This is a genomic window from Thermocoleostomius sinensis A174 (genome assembly GCF_026802175.1).
GTDB lineage: Bacteria > Cyanobacteriota > Cyanobacteriia > Elainellales > Elainellaceae > Thermocoleostomius > Thermocoleostomius sinensis.
Genome location: NZ_CP113797.1, coordinates 4,573,464 through 4,592,851 on the forward strand (window position 1 = coordinate 4,573,464; position 19,388 = coordinate 4,592,851).

General features: G+C 48.8%; 14 protein-coding genes. 9 read left to right on the plus strand and 5 right to left on the minus strand.

The window, feature by feature from the left end; translation table 11 throughout:
- Positions 1-7: 7 nt before the first annotated feature.
- Positions 8-1,513, minus strand: a complete 1,506-nt coding sequence (gene cobQ / locus OXH18_RS19745; RefSeq protein WP_268609179.1) for a cobyric acid synthase CobQ — start codon at positions 1,511-1,513, stop codon at positions 8-10.
- Between the two features lie 197 nt (positions 1,514-1,710).
- Entirely contained in the window at positions 1,711-2,121 is a 411-nt protein-coding gene (locus OXH18_RS19750; protein ID WP_268609180.1) for an Npun_F0494 family protein, read from the minus strand.
- 363 nt (positions 2,122-2,484) lie between these two features.
- Between OXH18_RS19750 and OXH18_RS19755 the strand changes: the two genes are divergently transcribed.
- The 4 genes from OXH18_RS19755 (at position 2,485) to OXH18_RS19770 (ending at position 7,794) form a co-directional block, all read left to right on the plus strand.
- Positions 2,485-2,958 (plus strand): bis(5'-nucleosyl)-tetraphosphatase, encoded by a 474-nt coding sequence (locus OXH18_RS19755; protein WP_268609181.1) that lies wholly within the window; start codon positions 2,485-2,487, stop codon positions 2,956-2,958.
- Positions 2,959-3,047: 89 nt separating this feature from the next.
- Positions 3,048-4,046, plus strand: a complete 999-nt coding sequence (locus OXH18_RS19760; RefSeq protein WP_268609182.1) for a DUF6929 family protein — start codon at positions 3,048-3,050, stop codon at positions 4,044-4,046.
- A gap of 639 nt (positions 4,047-4,685) precedes the next feature.
- The gene (locus OXH18_RS19765) at positions 4,686-6,287 is read left to right on the plus strand and encodes an NAD(P)H-quinone oxidoreductase subunit 4 (RefSeq protein WP_268613220.1); all 1,602 of its coding nucleotides are present in this window, start codon (positions 4,686-4,688) and stop codon (positions 6,285-6,287) included.
- A gap of 283 nt (positions 6,288-6,570) precedes the next feature.
- A complete protein-coding gene (locus tag OXH18_RS19770) occupies positions 6,571-7,794 on the plus strand; it encodes a DUF790 family protein (RefSeq protein WP_268609183.1) in 1,224 nt (407 codons plus the stop codon).
- 77 nt (positions 7,795-7,871) lie between these two features.
- Here OXH18_RS19770 and OXH18_RS19775 read toward each other — a convergent pair whose 3' ends face one another.
- Both OXH18_RS19775 and OXH18_RS19780 read right to left on the minus strand, forming a co-directional pair.
- Positions 7,872-10,400 carry an EAL domain-containing protein gene (locus OXH18_RS19775; protein ID WP_268609184.1) on the minus strand — a complete coding sequence of 843 codons (2,529 nt, stop codon included), beginning with the start codon at positions 10,398-10,400 and terminating at the stop codon, positions 7,872-7,874.
- A gap of 366 nt (positions 10,401-10,766) precedes the next feature.
- The gene (locus tag OXH18_RS19780) at positions 10,767-11,579 is read right to left on the minus strand and encodes an N-acetylmannosamine-6-phosphate 2-epimerase (protein ID WP_268609185.1); all 813 of its coding nucleotides are present in this window, start codon (positions 11,577-11,579) and stop codon (positions 10,767-10,769) included.
- Between the two features lie 197 nt (positions 11,580-11,776).
- Here OXH18_RS19780 and OXH18_RS19785 point away from each other — a divergent pair, with 197 nt between their 5' ends.
- From OXH18_RS19785 to OXH18_RS19805, 5 genes are all read left to right on the plus strand, one after another.
- Complete coding sequence (locus OXH18_RS19785) at positions 11,777-12,826, plus strand: glucokinase (protein WP_268609186.1); 1,050 nt, start codon at positions 11,777-11,779, stop codon at positions 12,824-12,826.
- Positions 12,827-12,965: 139 nt separating this feature from the next.
- Positions 12,966-13,418: a type II 3-dehydroquinate dehydratase gene (gene aroQ, locus OXH18_RS19790; protein ID WP_268609187.1), complete on the plus strand. Its 453-nt coding sequence runs from the start codon at positions 12,966-12,968 to the stop codon at positions 13,416-13,418.
- 119 nt (positions 13,419-13,537) lie between these two features.
- The gene (locus tag OXH18_RS19795; protein WP_268609188.1) at positions 13,538-15,058 is read left to right on the plus strand and encodes a circularly permuted type 2 ATP-grasp protein; all 1,521 of its coding nucleotides are present in this window, start codon (positions 13,538-13,540) and stop codon (positions 15,056-15,058) included.
- A gap of 138 nt (positions 15,059-15,196) precedes the next feature.
- The gene (locus tag OXH18_RS19800) at positions 15,197-16,147 is read left to right on the plus strand and encodes an alpha-E domain-containing protein (protein WP_268609189.1); all 951 of its coding nucleotides are present in this window, start codon (positions 15,197-15,199) and stop codon (positions 16,145-16,147) included.
- Positions 16,148-16,275: 128 nt separating this feature from the next.
- A complete protein-coding gene (locus tag OXH18_RS19805) occupies positions 16,276-17,157 on the plus strand; it encodes a transglutaminase family protein (protein ID WP_268609190.1) in 882 nt (293 codons plus the stop codon).
- Between the two features lie 74 nt (positions 17,158-17,231).
- On the opposite strand, the gene OXH18_RS19810 is transcribed toward OXH18_RS19805, so the two are convergent.
- Positions 17,232-19,229, minus strand: coding sequence for a protein kinase domain-containing protein (locus OXH18_RS19810; protein WP_268609191.1), 1,998 nt, complete (start codon positions 19,227-19,229; stop codon positions 17,232-17,234).
- Positions 19,230-19,388: the final 159 nt, after the last annotated feature.

Genomic DNA, 19,388 nt, shown 5'->3' on the forward strand with positions numbered 1-19,388 from the left:
GTTGTACTTACCTAGCCGGTTGCTTATCCAGCGATTGCAGAATCTGGTTTAAGTCTAAATGTTTCACCATTTCATCGGCTAACGTATTTAATAACGCTTCCCGCTGTTCTCGATAATTGGAAATTCCTGTCGGCAGCGACTTCAACCCACGCTGTTGTCGCAAGCGGTTTAGCCAAGCTCGTCGCCACGGGCCATTGTCAAAAATACCGTGTAAATAGGTACCCCAAATTGATTGAGTGATATCTACAACGCCCAGATTCGTATCTTCAAACAGTGGTTTATAGATCGGTTCACCGTCGCCTTCATTAAAGACAATATGGCTACGTCCTTGGTGAATTTCATAGCCACCAACGGGCAATCCAACTTGGGGATAGTTTGACGTAACCAGTCGCTGCCGTGCCACCTTTTGCGGCGTAATGACAGTTTTCAGCGGCACCAGACCTAAGCCCTTATAGCGCCCCTCTTGCCCCTCCAAGCCTTCTGGATCAGCAAGGACTTTGCCCATCATTTGAAACCCACCGCAAATACCCAAGACTGTGCCACCTGCGGCAACATAGTCTTGAATCTCCTCAGCCATGCCGCTGCGCTGTAGGGCAACTAAATCGGCGATCGTGGTTTTGGAACCGGGTAATATGACAGCATCTGGGTAGCCTAGACTTTCTTTAAGGCTGACATATTTAACATTGACCGTGGGTTCCGATTCCAGCGGGTCAAAATCTGTAAAGTTGGAAATGCGGGGCAAGCGAATCACAGCGATGGTCAAATCGCCCTGTTTTTTTTGGGGGGGGCGATCGAACAACGACAGGGAATCTTCGGCAGGAAAGGCATGGTCTAACCAGGGAACCACCCCAATTACCGGAATTCCAGTGCGGTCTTGTAGCCAATCAATGCCGGGTTGCAGAATCGATCGTTGCCCACGAAATTTGTTGATGACCACCCCTTGAATCAGTTGCCGTTCCTCTGGTTCCAATAGTTCTAGCGTGCCCACAACTTGCGCGAAGGCACCGCCTCGTTCAATATCAACCACTAACAGGCTGGGGGCATTTAGGTAACGAGCGACCCGCATATTGGTCAAGTCCCGGTGTTTCAGGTTGATTTCAGCCGGACTACCTGCCCCTTCGCAGACCAACAAATCAAACTCTTCGTTCAGTCGTTGCAATGACTCTTCGATCGCCTGCCAGCCTGTTTCAAAGAATTGTTCGTAATACTCAGAAGCTCCTGCTCGCCCCGCCACGCGCCCTTTGATAATGACCTGCGACGTAGAGTCACCCTGAGGTTTCAGCAGAATCGGATTCATTTCAACCCGGGGGGCAATGCCGGCAGCCCAGGCTTGAATCGCTTGGGCATGGCCAATTTCTCCTCCAGTGGCGGTGACATAGGAATTCAGCGCCATATTTTGCCCTTTAAATGGAGCCACTCGCCAGCCCCGCCGGCTCAAAATTCGACAGAGCGCAGTGGTTAAGAGGGACTTTCCCACATGGGACATCGTGCCCACGACCATGATGGCTTTCATTTAGAACCTCCCAGAACCATACGCTCTATGACACTCACACTTAGAATTGCCAGATCTATGAAATCCCTGCGGTTGAAACCACTTCGGTGGAAAATGTATTGCAACTTGACTTCTCAACTTCAGTACTTCTTCACGACTTCTTCAACAGCTTGTTCATTGCGATCGAGCTTATTCTTCACTTGCTACATTCACGGCTGTTATTGCAACCAGCTTGGCAATCGTAGCCAACGATTGAGAGCGTTGACCAGCCGATCGCGCCGTGAAGCTGGCGGTATATCCGATTGCTGCCATTTTTCGACAAGCTGATGCCCTAATGGAGTTAAACGAAAACTGCTGGTAATGCCTTGCCCATCTACCTCTCGCCGCAATAATCCGACTTGAATCAACCACAGAAGCTCATTTTCTACTGCCAACTCTGACATCGCTCGCGTGGTGTAGCCAACTTGCAACCCCATTTTGCCAGCGATCGTTCTCAGTTCTACACTTTGGTGGCGCATCGTGCGAAATAGCAAAAGCTGAAAAGGTGCACAGCGCAGGGCCCGCTCTGCCCGCTCCATCGTCGTAGAGGTGTAGCGAATTGGCTGGGTCAATTTGGGAGTTTGGGTCATTTCTCGCGTTTGATGCTAGGTTCGACGAACAGCTAAAACAGTTGAATGCAGATTTGGATGCAGTACTCAGGCTTTGAACAACACAAGTGGGATCAACAGGGAACTGTCGGAGAGCAGCTAGCTTGAACGAATCTTGAACGAATCTTGATAGAGTACTGCTCCCGATCATAAAGGGTTTCCCCAATTACGGGAAAATCTACCGATTCCATGTTAGTTCATTCAATTTCTTTTAAAGTGCTTTGGCTTTATGATTTGATACTTCAAAATTGTTTTTTTGTGGGCATTGCTGCTCAGTGAGACAATCCTCACTGCGGATCGTGGCTTTTAAGCATCATAATTTTTTAAGAAGTGTGGAGAATGATCATGACCGATCACGCACGTGTTCATACCAACAGCGTGTTCAACGACGAAGCATTTGGCATTGTGCCGATCGATCGGCGAAGCAACGGTGATCACTTTTTGCTGATTCAACATCATGCAGGACATTGGGGGTTTCCCAAAGGTCATGCCGAAGCCGAAGAATCGCCACAAGTAGCAGCCTGCCGAGAATTTGAAGAAGAAACAGGTATTCAAGACTATACATTGCTTCCAGTTTCTTTTACTGAAAAATATTGCTTTATAGAGTCAGGACGCACGATTGAGAAAACGGTTGTATACTTTCCAGCTTTTGTGCGATCAAATGCCGTGATTTGCCAAGCTAAAGAAATTCGCGATTTCGCCTGGTTGACCTATGAGGCAGCACTAGAAAAGCTGACCTTTGCGCAGGCAAGACAGCTACTAACTGCTGTGAGGCACTATCTGGTAGAGCAGGAAGATCTAAAAGATCTAATTGATTGAGCAACTCAAGCACCCATCCGTTCAGATGTCTCTTACCTCAGTCCTAGCATTGTGAGCGCTATTAAAGCAATCGAAGGAGCAACCAAGCAGTGAGTGAATCATTCGTTCCAGTCATTCATCCGGTAAGAGATCCCAGTTTGCGGGCGATCGTGCTCCGAAGTGTCCCACTTTTCTATCGTGAAGGTGCAGATCCGACACTCGATCGTCCACCTCATGTTCGGGCAGGCTCTAGCTTAAGCTGGTTCGGCGATCGGCTGGCTCTGGTTCAAGATGATGCTAACTTTTTAGCACTCATTGATCCCCAAAGTTTGGCAGTCGAAGCCATAACATTACCGTCTGGAGAAGCAGGACTGCGCCAGTTTGACGATCAACGCGGCAACAAACGATTCAAACTAGATCTGGAAGCTTGCACCACAATTTCTACAGCGAATGAAGAGGTTTTTCTGGCATTTGGATCAGGATCAACACCCCAACGAGAACAAATTTTGACAGTATATACGGCTGACCCTTCTTGCTTGAGGTTACAATCAGCAGCGGCACTTTACGATCATCTCAGACAGTGTGCTGCGTTTTCTGGAAGTGAACTTAATGTTGAAGGGGCAATTTTTCAAGCGGGTTACATTCGACTCTTTAACCGTGGCAATGGCGCACCTAAAAACGCACTACTGCCAGTCAACGCAACGGGCGATATAAACTGGGAGGAACTCGCGGCTTACTTAGAGGCTCCAGAGCAGCAACAGCCACCTGATCTGCAAAACATCCGCCAGTATGATTTGGGCAGGTTGAACGGACTAGCTCTGACGTTTACAGATGCCACCGTTGCGCAGCAAGGAATTCTGTTTTCAGCCGCCGCCGAAGACTCACCCGATGTCACTGCCGATGGCATAGTCAGCGGCTCAGCGATCGGCATTTTGGGCGATCGTCCGCGCTGGATTGAACTCCGTACACCGAACGGGGATTTGTTCATGGGGAAGGTTGAAGGGCTTTGCCCAACTCAAGATTCACATCGGCTGTTGATTGTGACGGATGCCGATGATCCAACTTTGCCCTGTGAACTGTGTGAGGTTGAACTGGCTGGAGATTGGTAGGTACGGTAGCGGTCCAGATTTATCCTTGCCATACAAAAAATCTGTATATGACCGGAATACTCCTCGCTTGAATTGTAAACATATGTATAAATAGACTGCGTGAATACTTCCGAGCTAGTTTAAGTTGAAACTCGCTCGCTCACTGCTGTAAGTTCCTCTGAAAACAAGCTTCCTAGAACATTATCTATGCTTTATCTAGCAAAATTCCTCTTAAAGAAACAGAAGAATTTGCAGGTTTCAGTTAACTTAACTTAACATAGTGGGGTATTCTAGTTATAGAAGCAGATAGGTACATATTCCTACTGCTTCTCTATGGGTACACCTTCAGGTACATCTTCTAATTGATGTGGAGATGGCTTGGTCTGTTAAGCCAAACGTCTATGGGAGAGTTGGGGGGTTACAACCTCTTAGTCTTAGGATGATTCATCTCAGGATTAACTGGTTCAGTTGCCACTTGCGTTGCTCGCATCTTGTCTCAATCAAGCACAAGACTGCCCAGCATCGAGCCTCCCGCCCCAAATATCGGTGCACTTCGTTGCAGGCTGAGCGACAGGTTGTTTTCAGATGGCTTAACTCGACTTGGTTAACTCAACACAACCTCAGTCCTTGTTCTTCGTTCTCTACGGGTAGGCTCTCATGATGAGTACGCAATTTCCCTGGCTAACTGTTCTAATTGTATTTCCACTACTGGCGGCGCTGCCAATCGCTTTTCTTCCGGACAAAGAAGGCAAAACCATTCGCTCCTACGCACTTGGAGCTTCGCTAATAGAATTTGCCGCGATCGTCTATGCCTTCTGGCAACACTACAATTTCAACGATCCTAGTTTTCAGTTAGTTGAAAATTTCGCTTGGGTTCCTCAAATTGGCTTGAATTGGTCATTGGCGGTTGATGGGTTGTCGATGCCGCTTGTGATTTTATCTGGGCTGGTTACAACGCTGGCGGTTTTTGCCTCTTGGAAAGTAACTTACCGCCCGCGCTTGTTCTACTCGCTGATGCTGATCCTCTACAGTGCACAGATTGGCGTGTTCGTGGCGCAGGATTTACTCTTGTTCTTCTTTATGTGGGAACTGGAGCTTGTCCCGGTATATCTGCTGATTGCCACTTGGGGAGGTCAACGCCGCCAATATGCTGCAACTAAGTTCATCCTGTATACGGCGATCGGCTCTGTATTCATTTTAATTGCTGCATTGGCAATGGCCTTCTATGGCGACAATGTGACGTTCAGCCTCTACGAATTAGGACTGAAGCACTACTCCTTGGGCTTTGAAGTGGCCATGTATGCAGCCTTCCTCATTGCCTTTGGGGTCAAGCTGCCCATTTTCCCCTTCCATACTTGGCTACCGGATGCTCACAGTGAAGCGCCTGCTTCTGTCTCCATGGTGTTAGCAGGTGTATTGCTGAAGATGGCAGGTTATGCCTTAATTCGCTTCAATATTGAGATGTTGCCTAACGCGCATGTTTATTTCGCTCCAGCGTTGGCAGTTTTGGGAGCAGTCGGTGTGATCTACGCTTCGTTGACGGCATTTGCTCAAACAAACTTAAAGCGACGCTTGGCTTACTCGTCGATCGCTCATATGGGGTTTGTCCTCATCGGTATTGCATCGTTCACGGATTTGGGTATGAGCGGCGCGGTGCTGCAAATGGTCTCCCACGGGTTAATCGCCTCTAGCCTGTTCTTCCTGTCGGGTGTGGCCTATGAACGGACGCATACGCTGATGATGGATCGCATGGGTGGTATGGCTAAACAAATGCCGACGGTGTTTGCTCTGTTCACTGCTGGAGCAATGGCGTCTTTGGCCCTGCCGGGAATGAGCGGCTTTGTAGGTGAGTTGGCTGTATTCCTGGGCTTCGCTACTAGCGACGCCTACAGCACCACTTTCAAGGCGGTGATTGTTTTGCTAGCAGCGGTTGGTGTGATTTTATCACCCATTTATTTGCTCTCGATGTTACGAGTGGTCTTCTATGGCAAAACCACCGAAGAGTCTGCCAAGTTTGAACTAACCGACGCCAACCCGCGAGAGGCATTTATTGCGCTCTGCCTACTGGTTCCCATCATTGGGATTGGACTCTATCCAAAGTTAACGACTCAAACCTATGATGTGAAGACGGTGGCGGTAACGGCGGAGGCTCGTAGTTCCTTACCTCTGGTGGCCGAGCAACCGTTCCACCTAACTCTTCCCCTTACGGCTCCCTCTGTGTTTGCTAGCGAAACGAAAGAGCTATCAAGCATTGTGAAATAGCTGAGGCAGCATTGATGGAGTATCTTGGATGATCGATCGATACAAGCGATACAAATAGGACGGTAGTGAAGGTAGCAATTGCTGCACTCGTCAACTCATCAGTTCAGGGTCTAGAGTTCTAGACCCTTTTTAGTGTTCAATGCCCTCTTCCTCTTCATAATTGTCATAGCTCCAGTTTCCTTTCCCATTTGGCAAGATGATATCGGCCAAATTTTGATGCTTAGGTACAGTGCAGCCTATCATAGGGGTGTTATGACTAACGCAATACAACCCGTGGATTGCAATGCTGCCAACTGATCTGTTGATTCATCGGCAGAATGGAGAAGAGATTGTTCCTAAATATTTGCCAATTACCCAAAAAAGCGTGGCAATCGCCGCAGACTTGATCCATTTATTTCAACAGTGTCACGGAAAAACTCAGGGCGAACTAGAGCAACGGCTCCGAGAACTGGAAGGAACCAGCACTGACTATCGCATCAAACGTGGACTGGCGCATCTATTGCGTAGCGAAACCTTCAGCAAATTTGAAATTGTCAGCCCATTAGAACCACAATTGCTGAGACAGCGGGTGTTTGCCCTCTCTGCCCGCGCCGCTCCTCTGCCGCAAACGGCGCCAAACACCTTAAAAACGATCGCCGCGCAACTGAGCCAAGAACTACAGCAAGAGATTTTTTCTGAACAAATTCGCACCGGGCTGTATGCTGATTTAGACGAAAACAAAATTTTGACACAGTTCGATGCCCCCAATCCTGAAGCCTTGCTGCATCGCTATAATTTGTCGCAGGTACAAGGAATTTTCTATCGTGCTAGTCAGATTTGCATCAATGCCCACCGCAATGATCCGGGTGAATATAAGCTACTGTTTCGCTACCTAAAACTCTTTGGACTGATGACCTACATTGAAGGGGATGCCGATCATGGCTTCACGATTTCGATCGATGGCCCTACCAGTTTATTCAAGCCCAGTACTCGTTATGGGCTTGACATTGCTAAGCTCATTCCAGCCTTACTGCACGTTTCCAAATGGAGCCTTGTGGCTGATTTACAACTACGCGATTCCTATAGCAAAACCAATAGAACGGGTCGTTTCACCTTGGATTCTCAGTGCAATTTGGTGACGCACTATCCCCCTGGTAAACCCTACGACAGCTTGTTGGAATCTGCTTTTGTCGATCGCTGGCAGTCCACAAAAACTGAATGGCGCTTAGAAAGGGAAGTCGATTTAATTCCCATTCCCGGCAGTGTCATGATTCCCGATTTCCGCGTAGTGCATCCTGATGGTCGATCGTTTTTGCTGGAAATTGTGGGCTACTGGCGACCGGAATATTTGCGCAAGAAATTTTCACAAGTGCGGCAGTCAGGATGCTCTAATTTAATTTTGGCGATTTCAGAACGCTTGAATTTGGAAAAAGCGGGTGTGCACGTTAGGAACTGCCCTGCTCAGGTGATTTGGTTCAAGGATAAGCTGTTACCGAAGGCGGTTCTGGCGGTGTTGGATGGGAAGTAGGGGAGAGGAAGTAGGAAGAGCGTTGCACAACTTGGAATGTATCCAAAGAGACTCCACGAAGGTGGCTGTAGACTTGACTACGGTATTAACGAGGGACATCCATCGGCTTTATCGTCTATCACTTTACCAATCAACTGGGTGGCCATTTCGACCCCTACAGGTTTACAGAACAAATAGCCTTGTGCCTGATCACAGTAAAGCGCCTTTAGTTGGACTAACTGTTTTTGGGTTTCGACTCCTTCTGCAATCACTTCCATGCCTAAATTCCATGCCAAGGTAATGATAGTCCGAACAATGGCCAGTTGTTCACCATCGGTATCAATCTTGCTGGTAAACGATCGATCAATCTTCAGGGTGTCGATGGGAAAGCGATGCAAATAACTAAGCGACGAATAGCCTGTGCCAAAATCATCAATGGCTAAACCAATACCTAGATCTTGTAATTGAGTCAGTGTCGTAATCGCTGCCTCGGCGTTTTCCATCAATACACTTTCAGTAATTTCAAGTTTTAGATAGCGGGCTTCTAGTTGCGTTTCCTGCAAAATTTGATGGATTTCATCAATCAATTGAGGAGTAAATTGTTTGCTCGATAAATTGACATTAATTGTGAGAGTCAGGTCTGGGTGCTGTTGACGCCACTGCTGCATTTGACGACAAGCTGCTTGTAATACCCAATGCCCAATGGGAACAATGAATCCAGTTTCTTCGGCGATCGCGATAAAGTCACCAGGAGCAACGATGCCACGTTTGGGATGCTGCCAACGCAATAGGGCTTCAAATCCAACAATCTGTTGATTTCTTAACGACACAATGGGCTGATAATGGAGTAACAGTTCCTGCCGTTCCACTGTTCGGCGCAAATCGGTTTCTAGCTGCAACATTGCCACGGCCTGCGTATGCATATTGATATTGAAGATTTCCGATCGCCCTCGCCCTTTTTCTTTGGCTCGATACATTGCTGTATCTGCATCTCGCAGTAATTCTTCAGGACGAGTGTAGCTCCGATTGCCATAGGCAATGCCAATACTGGCAGCCGTGAAGACTTCGTGACCTTCTAAGTTAAACGAGAGTGATAATTCTTTGTGAATTTTTTCTGCAAAAGCAATGACACTTAATTGACTGCTAATTTTTTCTAGCAGAATCACAAACTCATCTCCACCTAACCGTGCCAAGGTATCTGACGAACGTAAGCACTGAGACAACCGCTTGGTAATGGCAATCAACAACTGATCGCCTAGCATATGACCTAAACTATCGTTAATGACTTTAAAGCGATCGAGATCGATAAAAAGAATTGCAAACTGTCCTGATCCAGCTTGAGTACGTTGAATGGCATGACGCAAGCGCTCAATTAATAGTACCCGGTTAGGTAATCCAGTAAGCGTATCGTGTAGCGCATCATGCACTAACTTGGCTTCGGCTTGTTTCCAGGCTGTGACATCGGTTTGCGAACCGGCCACTCGACTCGGCTTTCCCAATGCATCTTGAACAGCGGCTCCTCGCGTCAGCATCCAACGATATCGCCCGTCTTGGTGCAAAATACGATATTCGGTTTCAAAATGAGTTGTTAGCCCACTGAGATGATCGCTGAGTTGTTGTTTAACCCACTGCAAATCTTGAGGATGAATGCGACCAATCCACTCTTCAATGCTGTTCTGAATTTCATGGTCTTGATAGCCCAACATTGCTTTCCAGCGAGAAGAGAAATAAACTTCATTGGTTTTTAAGTTCCAGTCCCAGATGCCATCATTAGCTCCTTTTACAGCTAGGGCATAGCGTTCTTCACTATCACGGAGGGCCGCTTCAGCACGGATGCGATCGGAAATATCAAACTGTAACCCAATGAAACTGATTAAGTTGCCGTACTCATCAAAGACCGGATTAATGGTCAGTTCATTCCAAAACGGCGTGCCATCTTTGCGATAGTTGAGAATGACGCAGGTGATCGGGCGAACGTGAGCAACGGCTTCGCGAATTTGCTGAATCACCCGTGGTTCACTATCGACGCCTTGAAGCAGGCGGCAATTTTGTCCCACAATTTCGCGGCTAGTATATCCAGTCAAGGTGGTGAAGGCAGCATTGATAAACATCACCGGATTATCCGGTTGCTTGGCATCCGTAATTACCACCCCTGTACTGATATTGGCAACAGCCAATGCCAATTGCTCTTTGTCTTGTAAAGCTTGACGTAGTTGACTCAGCGTATAGGAATGCTGAATGGCATATCGAATCGATCGTTCTAGAACCGAAGCTGTGATTTCCCCTTTCATCAGATAATCGGCGGCTCCGGCTTGCATAGCGGCTACATCAACCGGAGGATCGTCTTGCTCTGTCAGTAGAATCATTGGAGGTTGATTGCGTGGAACGTGATGAAACTGCTGCATGGCTTCGCGCAACAGATCAAGTCCGTTGTATGGCCCCAAGCGGTAATCAATTAAATAAACATCATGGTGACGTTGCGCAATTTCTGCCAGCGCTTGATCATAAGATAGAACCCAATCAAGCTGAAACGTTTCCCCTTTAATCTCAGAAAGCAGACTGTGCATGAGAACATAATCATCCTCATCCTCATCCACCAACAGTACTCTGATTACGGGATACAGCATAACCCCATGCACTCTATCGAATCGATTGAAATGGTTGGCAACTAAGGAATTTACCTAATTAGCGATCGGCGTTTGACGATTTAGCTGGTACCACAACTAACTGCAAGGGAACGAACTTGAAAACATTATTGAAGAGACAGCGCTTACCACCGTGAACTGAGATTTACTTATAGTTCCCTCAAATTCAACGAATGGCTAAGCTGTCTGAAAAAGAAAGCAGTCAACCACCTAATTGGAGTAGTTAATTGGGCAAAGTGAGTAGAGGTTGAAACGTGAAGATAGGGGGTATGGTTAGAAGGAATTGCAAGGAATTGACGTCACGAATTCAGCAATGTCTGAAAAGTCTGACCTGATTGATCCCATCAATTACTCGATCGCGGCTAGCGCTGCACAATAGGCTTGCACTTGGGCATCAATGCCTGTAATGGCTGTACCTACCACCACGGCATAGGCTCCTAGTTCGATCGCCCGTTGGGCCAGAGCCGGAGACGCAATACCACCTTCACAGATGACCGGAACGGTTAATGTCTGCACCATTTGCTGCAATAGATCAAATCCGGGGGGGGAATACGGTTGTGTTTGGGACGTATAGCCATACAGGGTTGTACCAACCAAATCAGCCCCTGCTTCTACGGCAGCGATCGCAGACTCTAGAGTATCCACATCAGCCATAACAGGTTTGCCTAATTGTTGGTGAATTTGAGCAATTAAGCCAGCAACAGTTTCTTCACCCGGTCGCGGCCTTGAGGTTGCATCGATGGCTATGATGTCGGCTCCGGCTTCGGCGATGGCTTTAGCATGGTGAAATTGGGGCGTAATGTAGACTTCAAAGCCAGGTATTTGTTGCTTCCATAACCCAATGATGGGAACATCAACCTGTTGCCGCACAGCTTGTACATGAATGGGGGTATCAATCCGAACGCCCACTGCTCCTCGTTTAACAGCCGTAAGGGCTAACGCTGCAATCATGGCTGGGTCATGCAGGGGAGAATCGACGGGCGCTTGACAAGAGACCACCAATCCTTGCTGTAAGGCTGCTATTGACACCGATCGCGTCGATCGTGATGGTGCCCACACGTCATCAAGACGGGAATTGTTAGCATGAGAATGCTTGGAATAGGAATTAAGCTCTGATTCCATTGCCATAATCGCTTGCCTTCTGCCTGGTGGAATGTCCAATGCTGCATAAACTAATGCTGCATAAAGTATCTGCCTTTAACATGCCTATAGATAGATACAATTGCACTCAAAAATTAATCAATACTTTATCAATCTTTGTCAAGATTGTTTGAGAAAACCAAACAGGCTAGGCGGAAGCGATGGCTTAATTCAGACTAGGAAAAAGCAAACTTGTTCATTGATGTGCGCTAAATAACATGACACAACTATTGGCAGGAGATACAGGCGGAACGAAGACAATCCTTCTACTAGCTGAAGCCGAGGAGACAGGTGACAAAATTCAATTGAAACCACTTTATGAATCTCGCTATGTAAGCGCCGAATTTCCTGATTTAGTGCCGATGGTGCGGTCGTTCCTAGAGTCTGCGGCTGAAGCGATCGGTCAAACCCCAGCGCCACACAAAGCTTGCTTTTCGATTGCAGGGCCGGTTGTGGATAATACCTGTACGCTCACAAACCTATCGTGGTTACTGGATGGCGATCGCATTCGCGACGATTTAGGCTTGAAGCAAGTGCGGTTGATGAATGATTTTGTAGCAGTTGGATATGGCATTGAAGGGCTGGCGCCAGAAGATGTACATACACTGCAAGCGGGTGAACCCAAGGCTGACGCTCCGATCGCCATTATTGGGGCAGGAACAGGACTAGGGCAAGGTTTCTTGATTCATCAAGACGGGCGCTATCGGGTATACCCGACTGAGGGCGGACATACTGACTTTGCGCCTCGTAACGAACTGGAATTTCAACTGCTGAAGTATCTACGAGACAAGCTCAGTATTAATCGAATCTCAGTGGAACGGGTGGTGTCTGGGATGGGCATTGTCGCTATCTATCAATTTCTGCGCGATCGACAAGTCACCGGCGAGTCGCCCGATATTGCAGAAGTAGTACGCACCTGGGAACGAGAGGCTGGCAAAACTGAGAAAACGGTTGATCCTGGGGCGGTGATTGGGACAGCGGCGGCTGAAGGACGCGATCGACTCTGCAAGGAAACGATGGAACTCTTTGCCGATTTGTATGGAGCAGAAGCTGGAAATTTAGCGCTGAAACTGTTGCCCTTTGGTGGGCTGTATATTGCAGGCGGAATTGCTGCCAAAAACCTGCCTCTACTAAAATCTGGGTGCTTTTTAAGAGCCATGTCAGATAAAGGCAGGATGCGACCCTTGATGGAGCGCATTCCTGTACACGTCATTCTGAATCAAAATGTGGGTCTGCTAGGAGCGGCTTTGAGTGCGGCACGGTTATAAAAGGTTATAAAAGGAAATTCTTCTAGGATGGCAAGGCCTCTCCTTTGAGGGGCTTCTCCCGTACAACAGGTGTAGTGTCTAAAGTTGTAGTGTCAATGGTATCCTTCGTTTCAGTGCGTTGTTTGAGAGTGGATCTATTTTGCTCAGCATTCTCGTGTTACATGGCCCCAATCTCAATCTGTTGGGCAAGCGTGAACCCGGCGTATATGGAATTGAAACCCTAGCGGACATCAACCAGTCCCTTGAAGGTGACGCTCGATCGCTCCAGGTGCAGCTTGTCACCTATCAATCCAACCACGAAGGCGCACTCGTTGATGCCATCCACGCAGCGCTTGGTACACATCAAGGCATTTTAATTAATCCCGGAGCCTATACCCACACCAGCGTGGCGATTCGCGATGCCATTGCTGCCGTGGACTTGCCCACCGTGGAAGTTCACCTCAGCAATGTCTATCGCCGTGAGTCGTTCCGCCACCATTCCTATATTGCCCCGGTGGCGATCGGGCAAATCAGCGGCTTTGGCTTAGAGAGCTATCGATTGGGGTTACGTGGATTGGTGCAGTATCTTAGACAGCAGAACGCCAAACGCTAGGAAACGGTCTAGTCGTTTGTATCTTGAGCTACAGCCTGCTTGCCAACCAGCGACTATTGATTAGGTAGTAATCAGGTTAGCCTGTATTATGACAGTCGTACTCGTATTCCGGTTGAAGCGTGCAATTTGAACAGTACAACCCCGGCGAATTTTACGATGAACTCTTCGTTGCTCAAGGAAAACCTCGCCCTGAGGCCGCCCTGCTGATCGATCGCATCAACTCCCTGTCGATCGAGGAACTTCAGCAACGACAAAAGGCTGCCCAGCAAGCACTGTTCAAACTGGGTGTCACGTTTAATGTTTATAGCGACGACCAAGGAACCGAGCGAATTCTTCCCTTTGACATCATTCCCCGCATTCTGCCAGCCCAGGAATGGGAACAGTTAGAGCGGGGACTGAAGCAGCGGATTCACGCCTTGAATTTGTTCCTGACCGATATTTACGGCGATCAAAAAATTATCCAAGATGGTGTGATTCCCGCAGAATTGATTCAGTCTGCCTCTGGTTTTTTAAAACCGTGTATGGGGCTGAAGCCATCCCAAGGCATATGGTGTCACATTACCGGAACTGATTTAGTTCGCGATGGAGATGGACAGTGGTACGTACTAGAAGACAATTTACGCTGCCCGTCGGGGGTGTCCTATGTGTTGGAAAACCGCCGGGTGATGAAAAGCACCTTTCCGATCGTGTTTAATCAAATGGCGATCATGCCCGTAGATGACTACGCCAGCAAATTGCTTGATACCCTGCTGGATTTGGCTCCCTCCGGCTTGCCCGACCCAACTGTGGTGGTGTTGACCCCCGGTATCTACAATTCCGCCTACTTCGAGCATTCCTTCCTGGCCCAACAGATGGGCGTAGAACTGGTAGAAGGGCGCGATCTTGTCATCGCCGATGGGTATTTGCAAATGCGCACCACCAAAGGCTTGAAGCGGGTTGATGTCATCTATCGCCGCGTTGACGACGAATTTATCGATCCGCTGGCCTTTCGCCCTGATTCGTTGCTGGGCATTCCCGGACTGATGGAGGTGTACCGGGCTGGGCGGGTGGCGATCGCCAATGCCTTGGGAACGGGTGTTGCCGACGATAAAGTCATCTATGCTTATGTGCCTCAGATGATCAAGTATTATCTAGGCGAAGAGCAACTCTTGCCCAACGTACCGACCTATCTCTGCTGGGAACCTGAGCAACAAGACTATGTGCTGTCTCATCTGGATCAACTCGTGGTGAAATCCGCCAGCGAATCCGGCGGCTATGGCATGTTAGTTGGGCCGCACGCCACTCCTGACCAACGCGCCGACTTTGCCGATCGCATCACAGCCAACCCACGCAACTATATCGCCCAACCCACCTTGAAACTATCGCGAGTTCCTACCCTGCTGGGCGATCGATTAGAACCGTGCCACGTTGATTTGCGTCCCTATATTCTCTACGGCAAAGACGATATCTACATCAATCCCGGTGGACTGACCCGCGTAGCCATGCGCAAAGGCTCCCTCGTGGTCAACTCCTCGCAAGGCGGTGGCAGCAAAGATACCTGGGTTGTGGCGCAAAACTTGATACAGATGCAGACCCTACTGCAAGGGCAAAGCCAAATTCAGTCGCAGCATGGACAGACTCAATCACAAACGCAATCTTGAACTGAGTTGAATTTAGGTAAATTTGTTTGTCGATGGTAATTGGTAATTGGTGACAGCCATCCGTTTGACAATCACTCCCTTGGTCTCCCTCGATTCCCGACTCCCGACCCCCAACTCCCTATATCCCAACCTCCAACCATGCTAAGTCGCGTTGCAGATTCCATCTACTGGCTAAATCGCTATATTGAACGAGCCGAAAATATTGCTCGGTTTGTAGATGTTAACTTGAACCTACTGCTAGACTCTCCACCGGGCATACAGCAACAGTGGGAACCCCTGATTCGTACTACGGGCGATCTGCCGCTGTTCAAAGAACGCTACGGTGAACCGACAATCGATAACGTGATTCAATTTCTCACCTTTGATAAAGAGTATCCCAATTCCATTCTTTCCTGCCTCACCGCTGCCCGTGAGAATGCTCGATCGGTACGAGAAATCATCTCGTCTGAAATGTGGGAGCAGGTTAACACGTTTTATCATCAGGTCAAAGATGTAGTCAGCACTCAGCACTTTTCCAACCTGCCCGACTTTTTTGCTCAGGTAAAACTCTCTAGTCATCTGTTTGCAGGTGTCATGGATGCCACGATGTCCCACAATGAAGCCTGGCACTTTGGGCAACTGGGGCGGCTAATTGAACGAGCCGACAAAACCACACGTATCCTGGATGTGAAGTATTTTATTCTGCTGCCGTCGGTGCAGGACGTGGGCACTGCGCTCGACGAATTACAGTGGATTGCCTTACTCAAATCCGCCAGTGCCTACGAGATGTATCGTAAATGCCAGCATCGCATCAGTCCACAAACCGTCGCCGCATTTCTGATTCTCGATCGCGAATTTCCGCGATCGATCCAATTCTGTCTCCTACAAGCTGAAGCCTCGCTACATCAAATTACCGGAACTACTGCTGGGTTGTGGACCAATCCCGCTGAACGGACCCTAGGTAAATTGCGTTCTGAACTGGATTTCATCACGATCGAAGAAATTATCCAATCTGGGTTACACGAATTCTTAGACCAAATTCAAAGTCAGCTTAATCTAGTTGGCAATAAAATCTTTGAAACCTTCTTTGCCTTGCAAACAGCTTCTTAGTCAAGATAAAGGATGAAAAGAAAGGATGACAGATGAAAAATAAGAAGTTGAGATTGATACTTTAGCCCTGAGCCTTCCTGCCTACTCCCCATTCTCTATTCCCCATTCCCTATTCCACCCCCACTTTCGTGCACTATCAAATCACCCACCGCATTATCTATACCTACGATCGCCCGGTGCTGTTAGCCCCACATTCAATTCGGATGCAGCCGCGCTGCGATGTGACGCAAAGGTTGCACCAGTTTTCACTGACGATTGAGCCAGAGCCGAAACGCTCGGTAGACAATCTAGATCTGGATGGTAATGCGGTGACACGGGTCTGGTTTCCCGATGAGCCAATCACGAGTTTGACAATCGAAGCAATGTCCCAGGTAGAAACCCGGCGCACCAATCCGTTTGATTATCTGCTAGAACCATGGGCGGTGCGGTTGCCCATCGATTATCCGGTGTCGTTGCTCGATCGCTTACACCCCTATCTGACGGGTCAGTTTTCCAGATTGTCAGGGGGGGGTGATTCGGCCGCCGTGCAACTGGCGCAAGAAGTATGGGAAGCTACATCGGGCAACGTGGTGTCGTTTTTGTCGGAATTAGCCGATCGAATTTACACCCAATGCGGATATCGGTTGCGCGACAATGGCGATGCTTTGCCAGCAGGGATCACCTGGCGGCAGAAATCGGGTTCCTGTCGTGATTATGCCGTGCTGTTTACAGAGGTTTGTCGTGCTGTGGGGTTGGCGGCTCGCTTCGTCAGCGGTTATCAAGAAGGCGATGTAGAGAGTGACGATCGCCATTTGCACGCTTGGACAGAAGTGTACTTACCGGGAGCGGGTTGGCGTGGCTATGATCCAACTCAAGGACTGGCAACAGCGGATGCTCACATTGCACTGGTAGCATGTCCAACGTCTCATCAAACTGCTCCCGTGTCGGGCACTCTGAAACAAGCGGCAGGGGTGTCTTCGCAAATGCGCTATAACCTAAAGATTACGAAAATCGATGGTGAAACTGGATAGGTTGGAAGCACTGACTGAACGCACTGACTGAACATTTACTGCTTTGTTCATCTGCCTGGTGTGCCCCAAGCAGGTTAAGTACTTGTTTCAGAATCACCCGATCGTCGAATTAACCACACCATCACCCCACCTGTCACGAGACCACTGACTAGTCCGGCAATGCCACCAATCAGCCAAAACGTATTCGGAGCCAAACGCAGCCCGATCGCCCAACCAATGAAATCGGATAAAGCTTTGGCTAGAATCCACCAGCCTGCTCGCGGTAGTTTAAGTCGCAGCATCAACCATTGAGCAATGCCAGGTAAAATCCCCATCGCTACAAAAGCGATCGGAAATGAAGCGGCGATGGCAAAACTGAGGGCAGTGGCGAGCATCGTCGCTAGAATCCAACCGCCAATAGCACTCACCCAGCGGCGCAGCACGACCCACTGCACAACTCCGGTGCAGCCACCGATAGCAGTCCCTGCAATCAAGTTGCTCAAACCCTGAGTGGGTACATACAGCCCTGCGCCAATGGCAGTTGCAAGAGCAGTCCCCATCGCCCAAGGAAGCCACACCTGTTGCAACAGTTTGGCGTTGCCAGGGGACGATCGCCGGACAGGTTGTTCCACTGCTGCAACCAGCGGATCGGAGTTAGCGTTGTTTGAATAAGCAGGTGGAGTCTGAGCAATATTTTGGGGCAGATTAGGAACTCCATAAGACGGTACGACTGGTTCTTGTCGATAGGGTGGCAGAACAGGGGGCGGTGGGTTGGGAACAGGGGGGAGGTTAACCGGGTTGAGCGATCCAATCGCTGCTTTTCGAGTAGGCGACTCATCAGGGGGTGGGGTAGGTTGTCCTAAACTCCGCGCATAGTTGCTGGGATATTGCTTTACACCAATATCGGTTACCCGCAATTCTACGTGCCCAAGCTGTAACACACTACCTTGATTTAGGACACGCTCCCCGTGGGGTAACGATCGGCCATCCACCAGCGGCGGGTTGGTGTCCCGTAAGTTGCGCACATAGAAATGTTGATCGTCTGCGTTAAAAAATATCTCAACATGTAGCCCTGACACCGTAATGTCGGATAGGACAATATCGCAGCGAGCCGGGTCACGCCCAATGCGAATACTACCTGGCTGTCGAGATGGTTGACGTGGATGAATCAGGCGGCTGTGGGGTAAACCCGCATCGTACCATTCCAAGGTTAGTTCATGCAGCAATTCTGGCGGAGCGATCGGCCCAGCCACTGGGGTTGGATCAAACCCGTGGGCCAACTGTTGAACCGCTTGCAAAGCTTCCGTGGCAGTTTGGTAGCGCTGGCGAGCGTTATATCGCGTTAGGTGCGTCAAAATGTGAATTAATCCTGGCGAAATTGGCACTAAATGCTGCCAACGGGCTTCTCCAGTCACACTGTCATCCTCAAACCGAGTCGGATGTAACCCAGTCAACGCTTGAATTGCAATCATGCCCAAAGCATAGAGATCACTACTAGGTCTGGGTTTACCACGTGCCTGTTCCATGGGCATATACCCGATTGTGCCAATGCGAGTTCCCGGAGCCACAGCGCTAAATTCGCCAGAACCGTCAGGTTGAATACGGACTTGTTTAATGGCACCAAAATCAATCAAAATTAGCTTACCGTCACGTTTGCGGCGAATGATATTGGCGGGTTTGATATCTCGATGAATCACCCCCTGTGCATGGACAAATGACAACACCGTCAGCACTTCTTCCAACAGTTGAATCACTGGCTCTTCCGTCCAAAGCTGTCCTAACTCTGCCTCGAGAGTATGTCCCTCCACAAATTCTTGTACTAGATAAAATTCATCGCCTTCGGTGAAGTAGGCCAATAATCGGGGGATCTGATCATGATCGCCCAACTTTGCTAGCGCTTCGGCTTCACGGTTAAACAATTGCCGTGCTTTTTCTACATGAGCAGGGTTTGTGCTGGCAGATTTAAGCTGTTTGACAACACAAGCAGGCTGTCCAGGAATGCGAGTATCCTGGGCCAGATAGGTTTCCCCAAAGCCACCAGAACTCAAGCTATGGGTAATTAAGTATCGCCGATCGAGAAGCTGACCAATCATCAGATGGTTGACCCCAAGTTCCAATTAGAACCCCGGGTTTTAAATAGTGGCACTAGTCTATGGTATTCTCCTCTCCTCTGCTAGTACCTGCAATTCAAAAAAATCTCGTAAATTTCCTAGAAGAAGGGTAATGCCATGCTGCACAACGTGTCCTTTCAC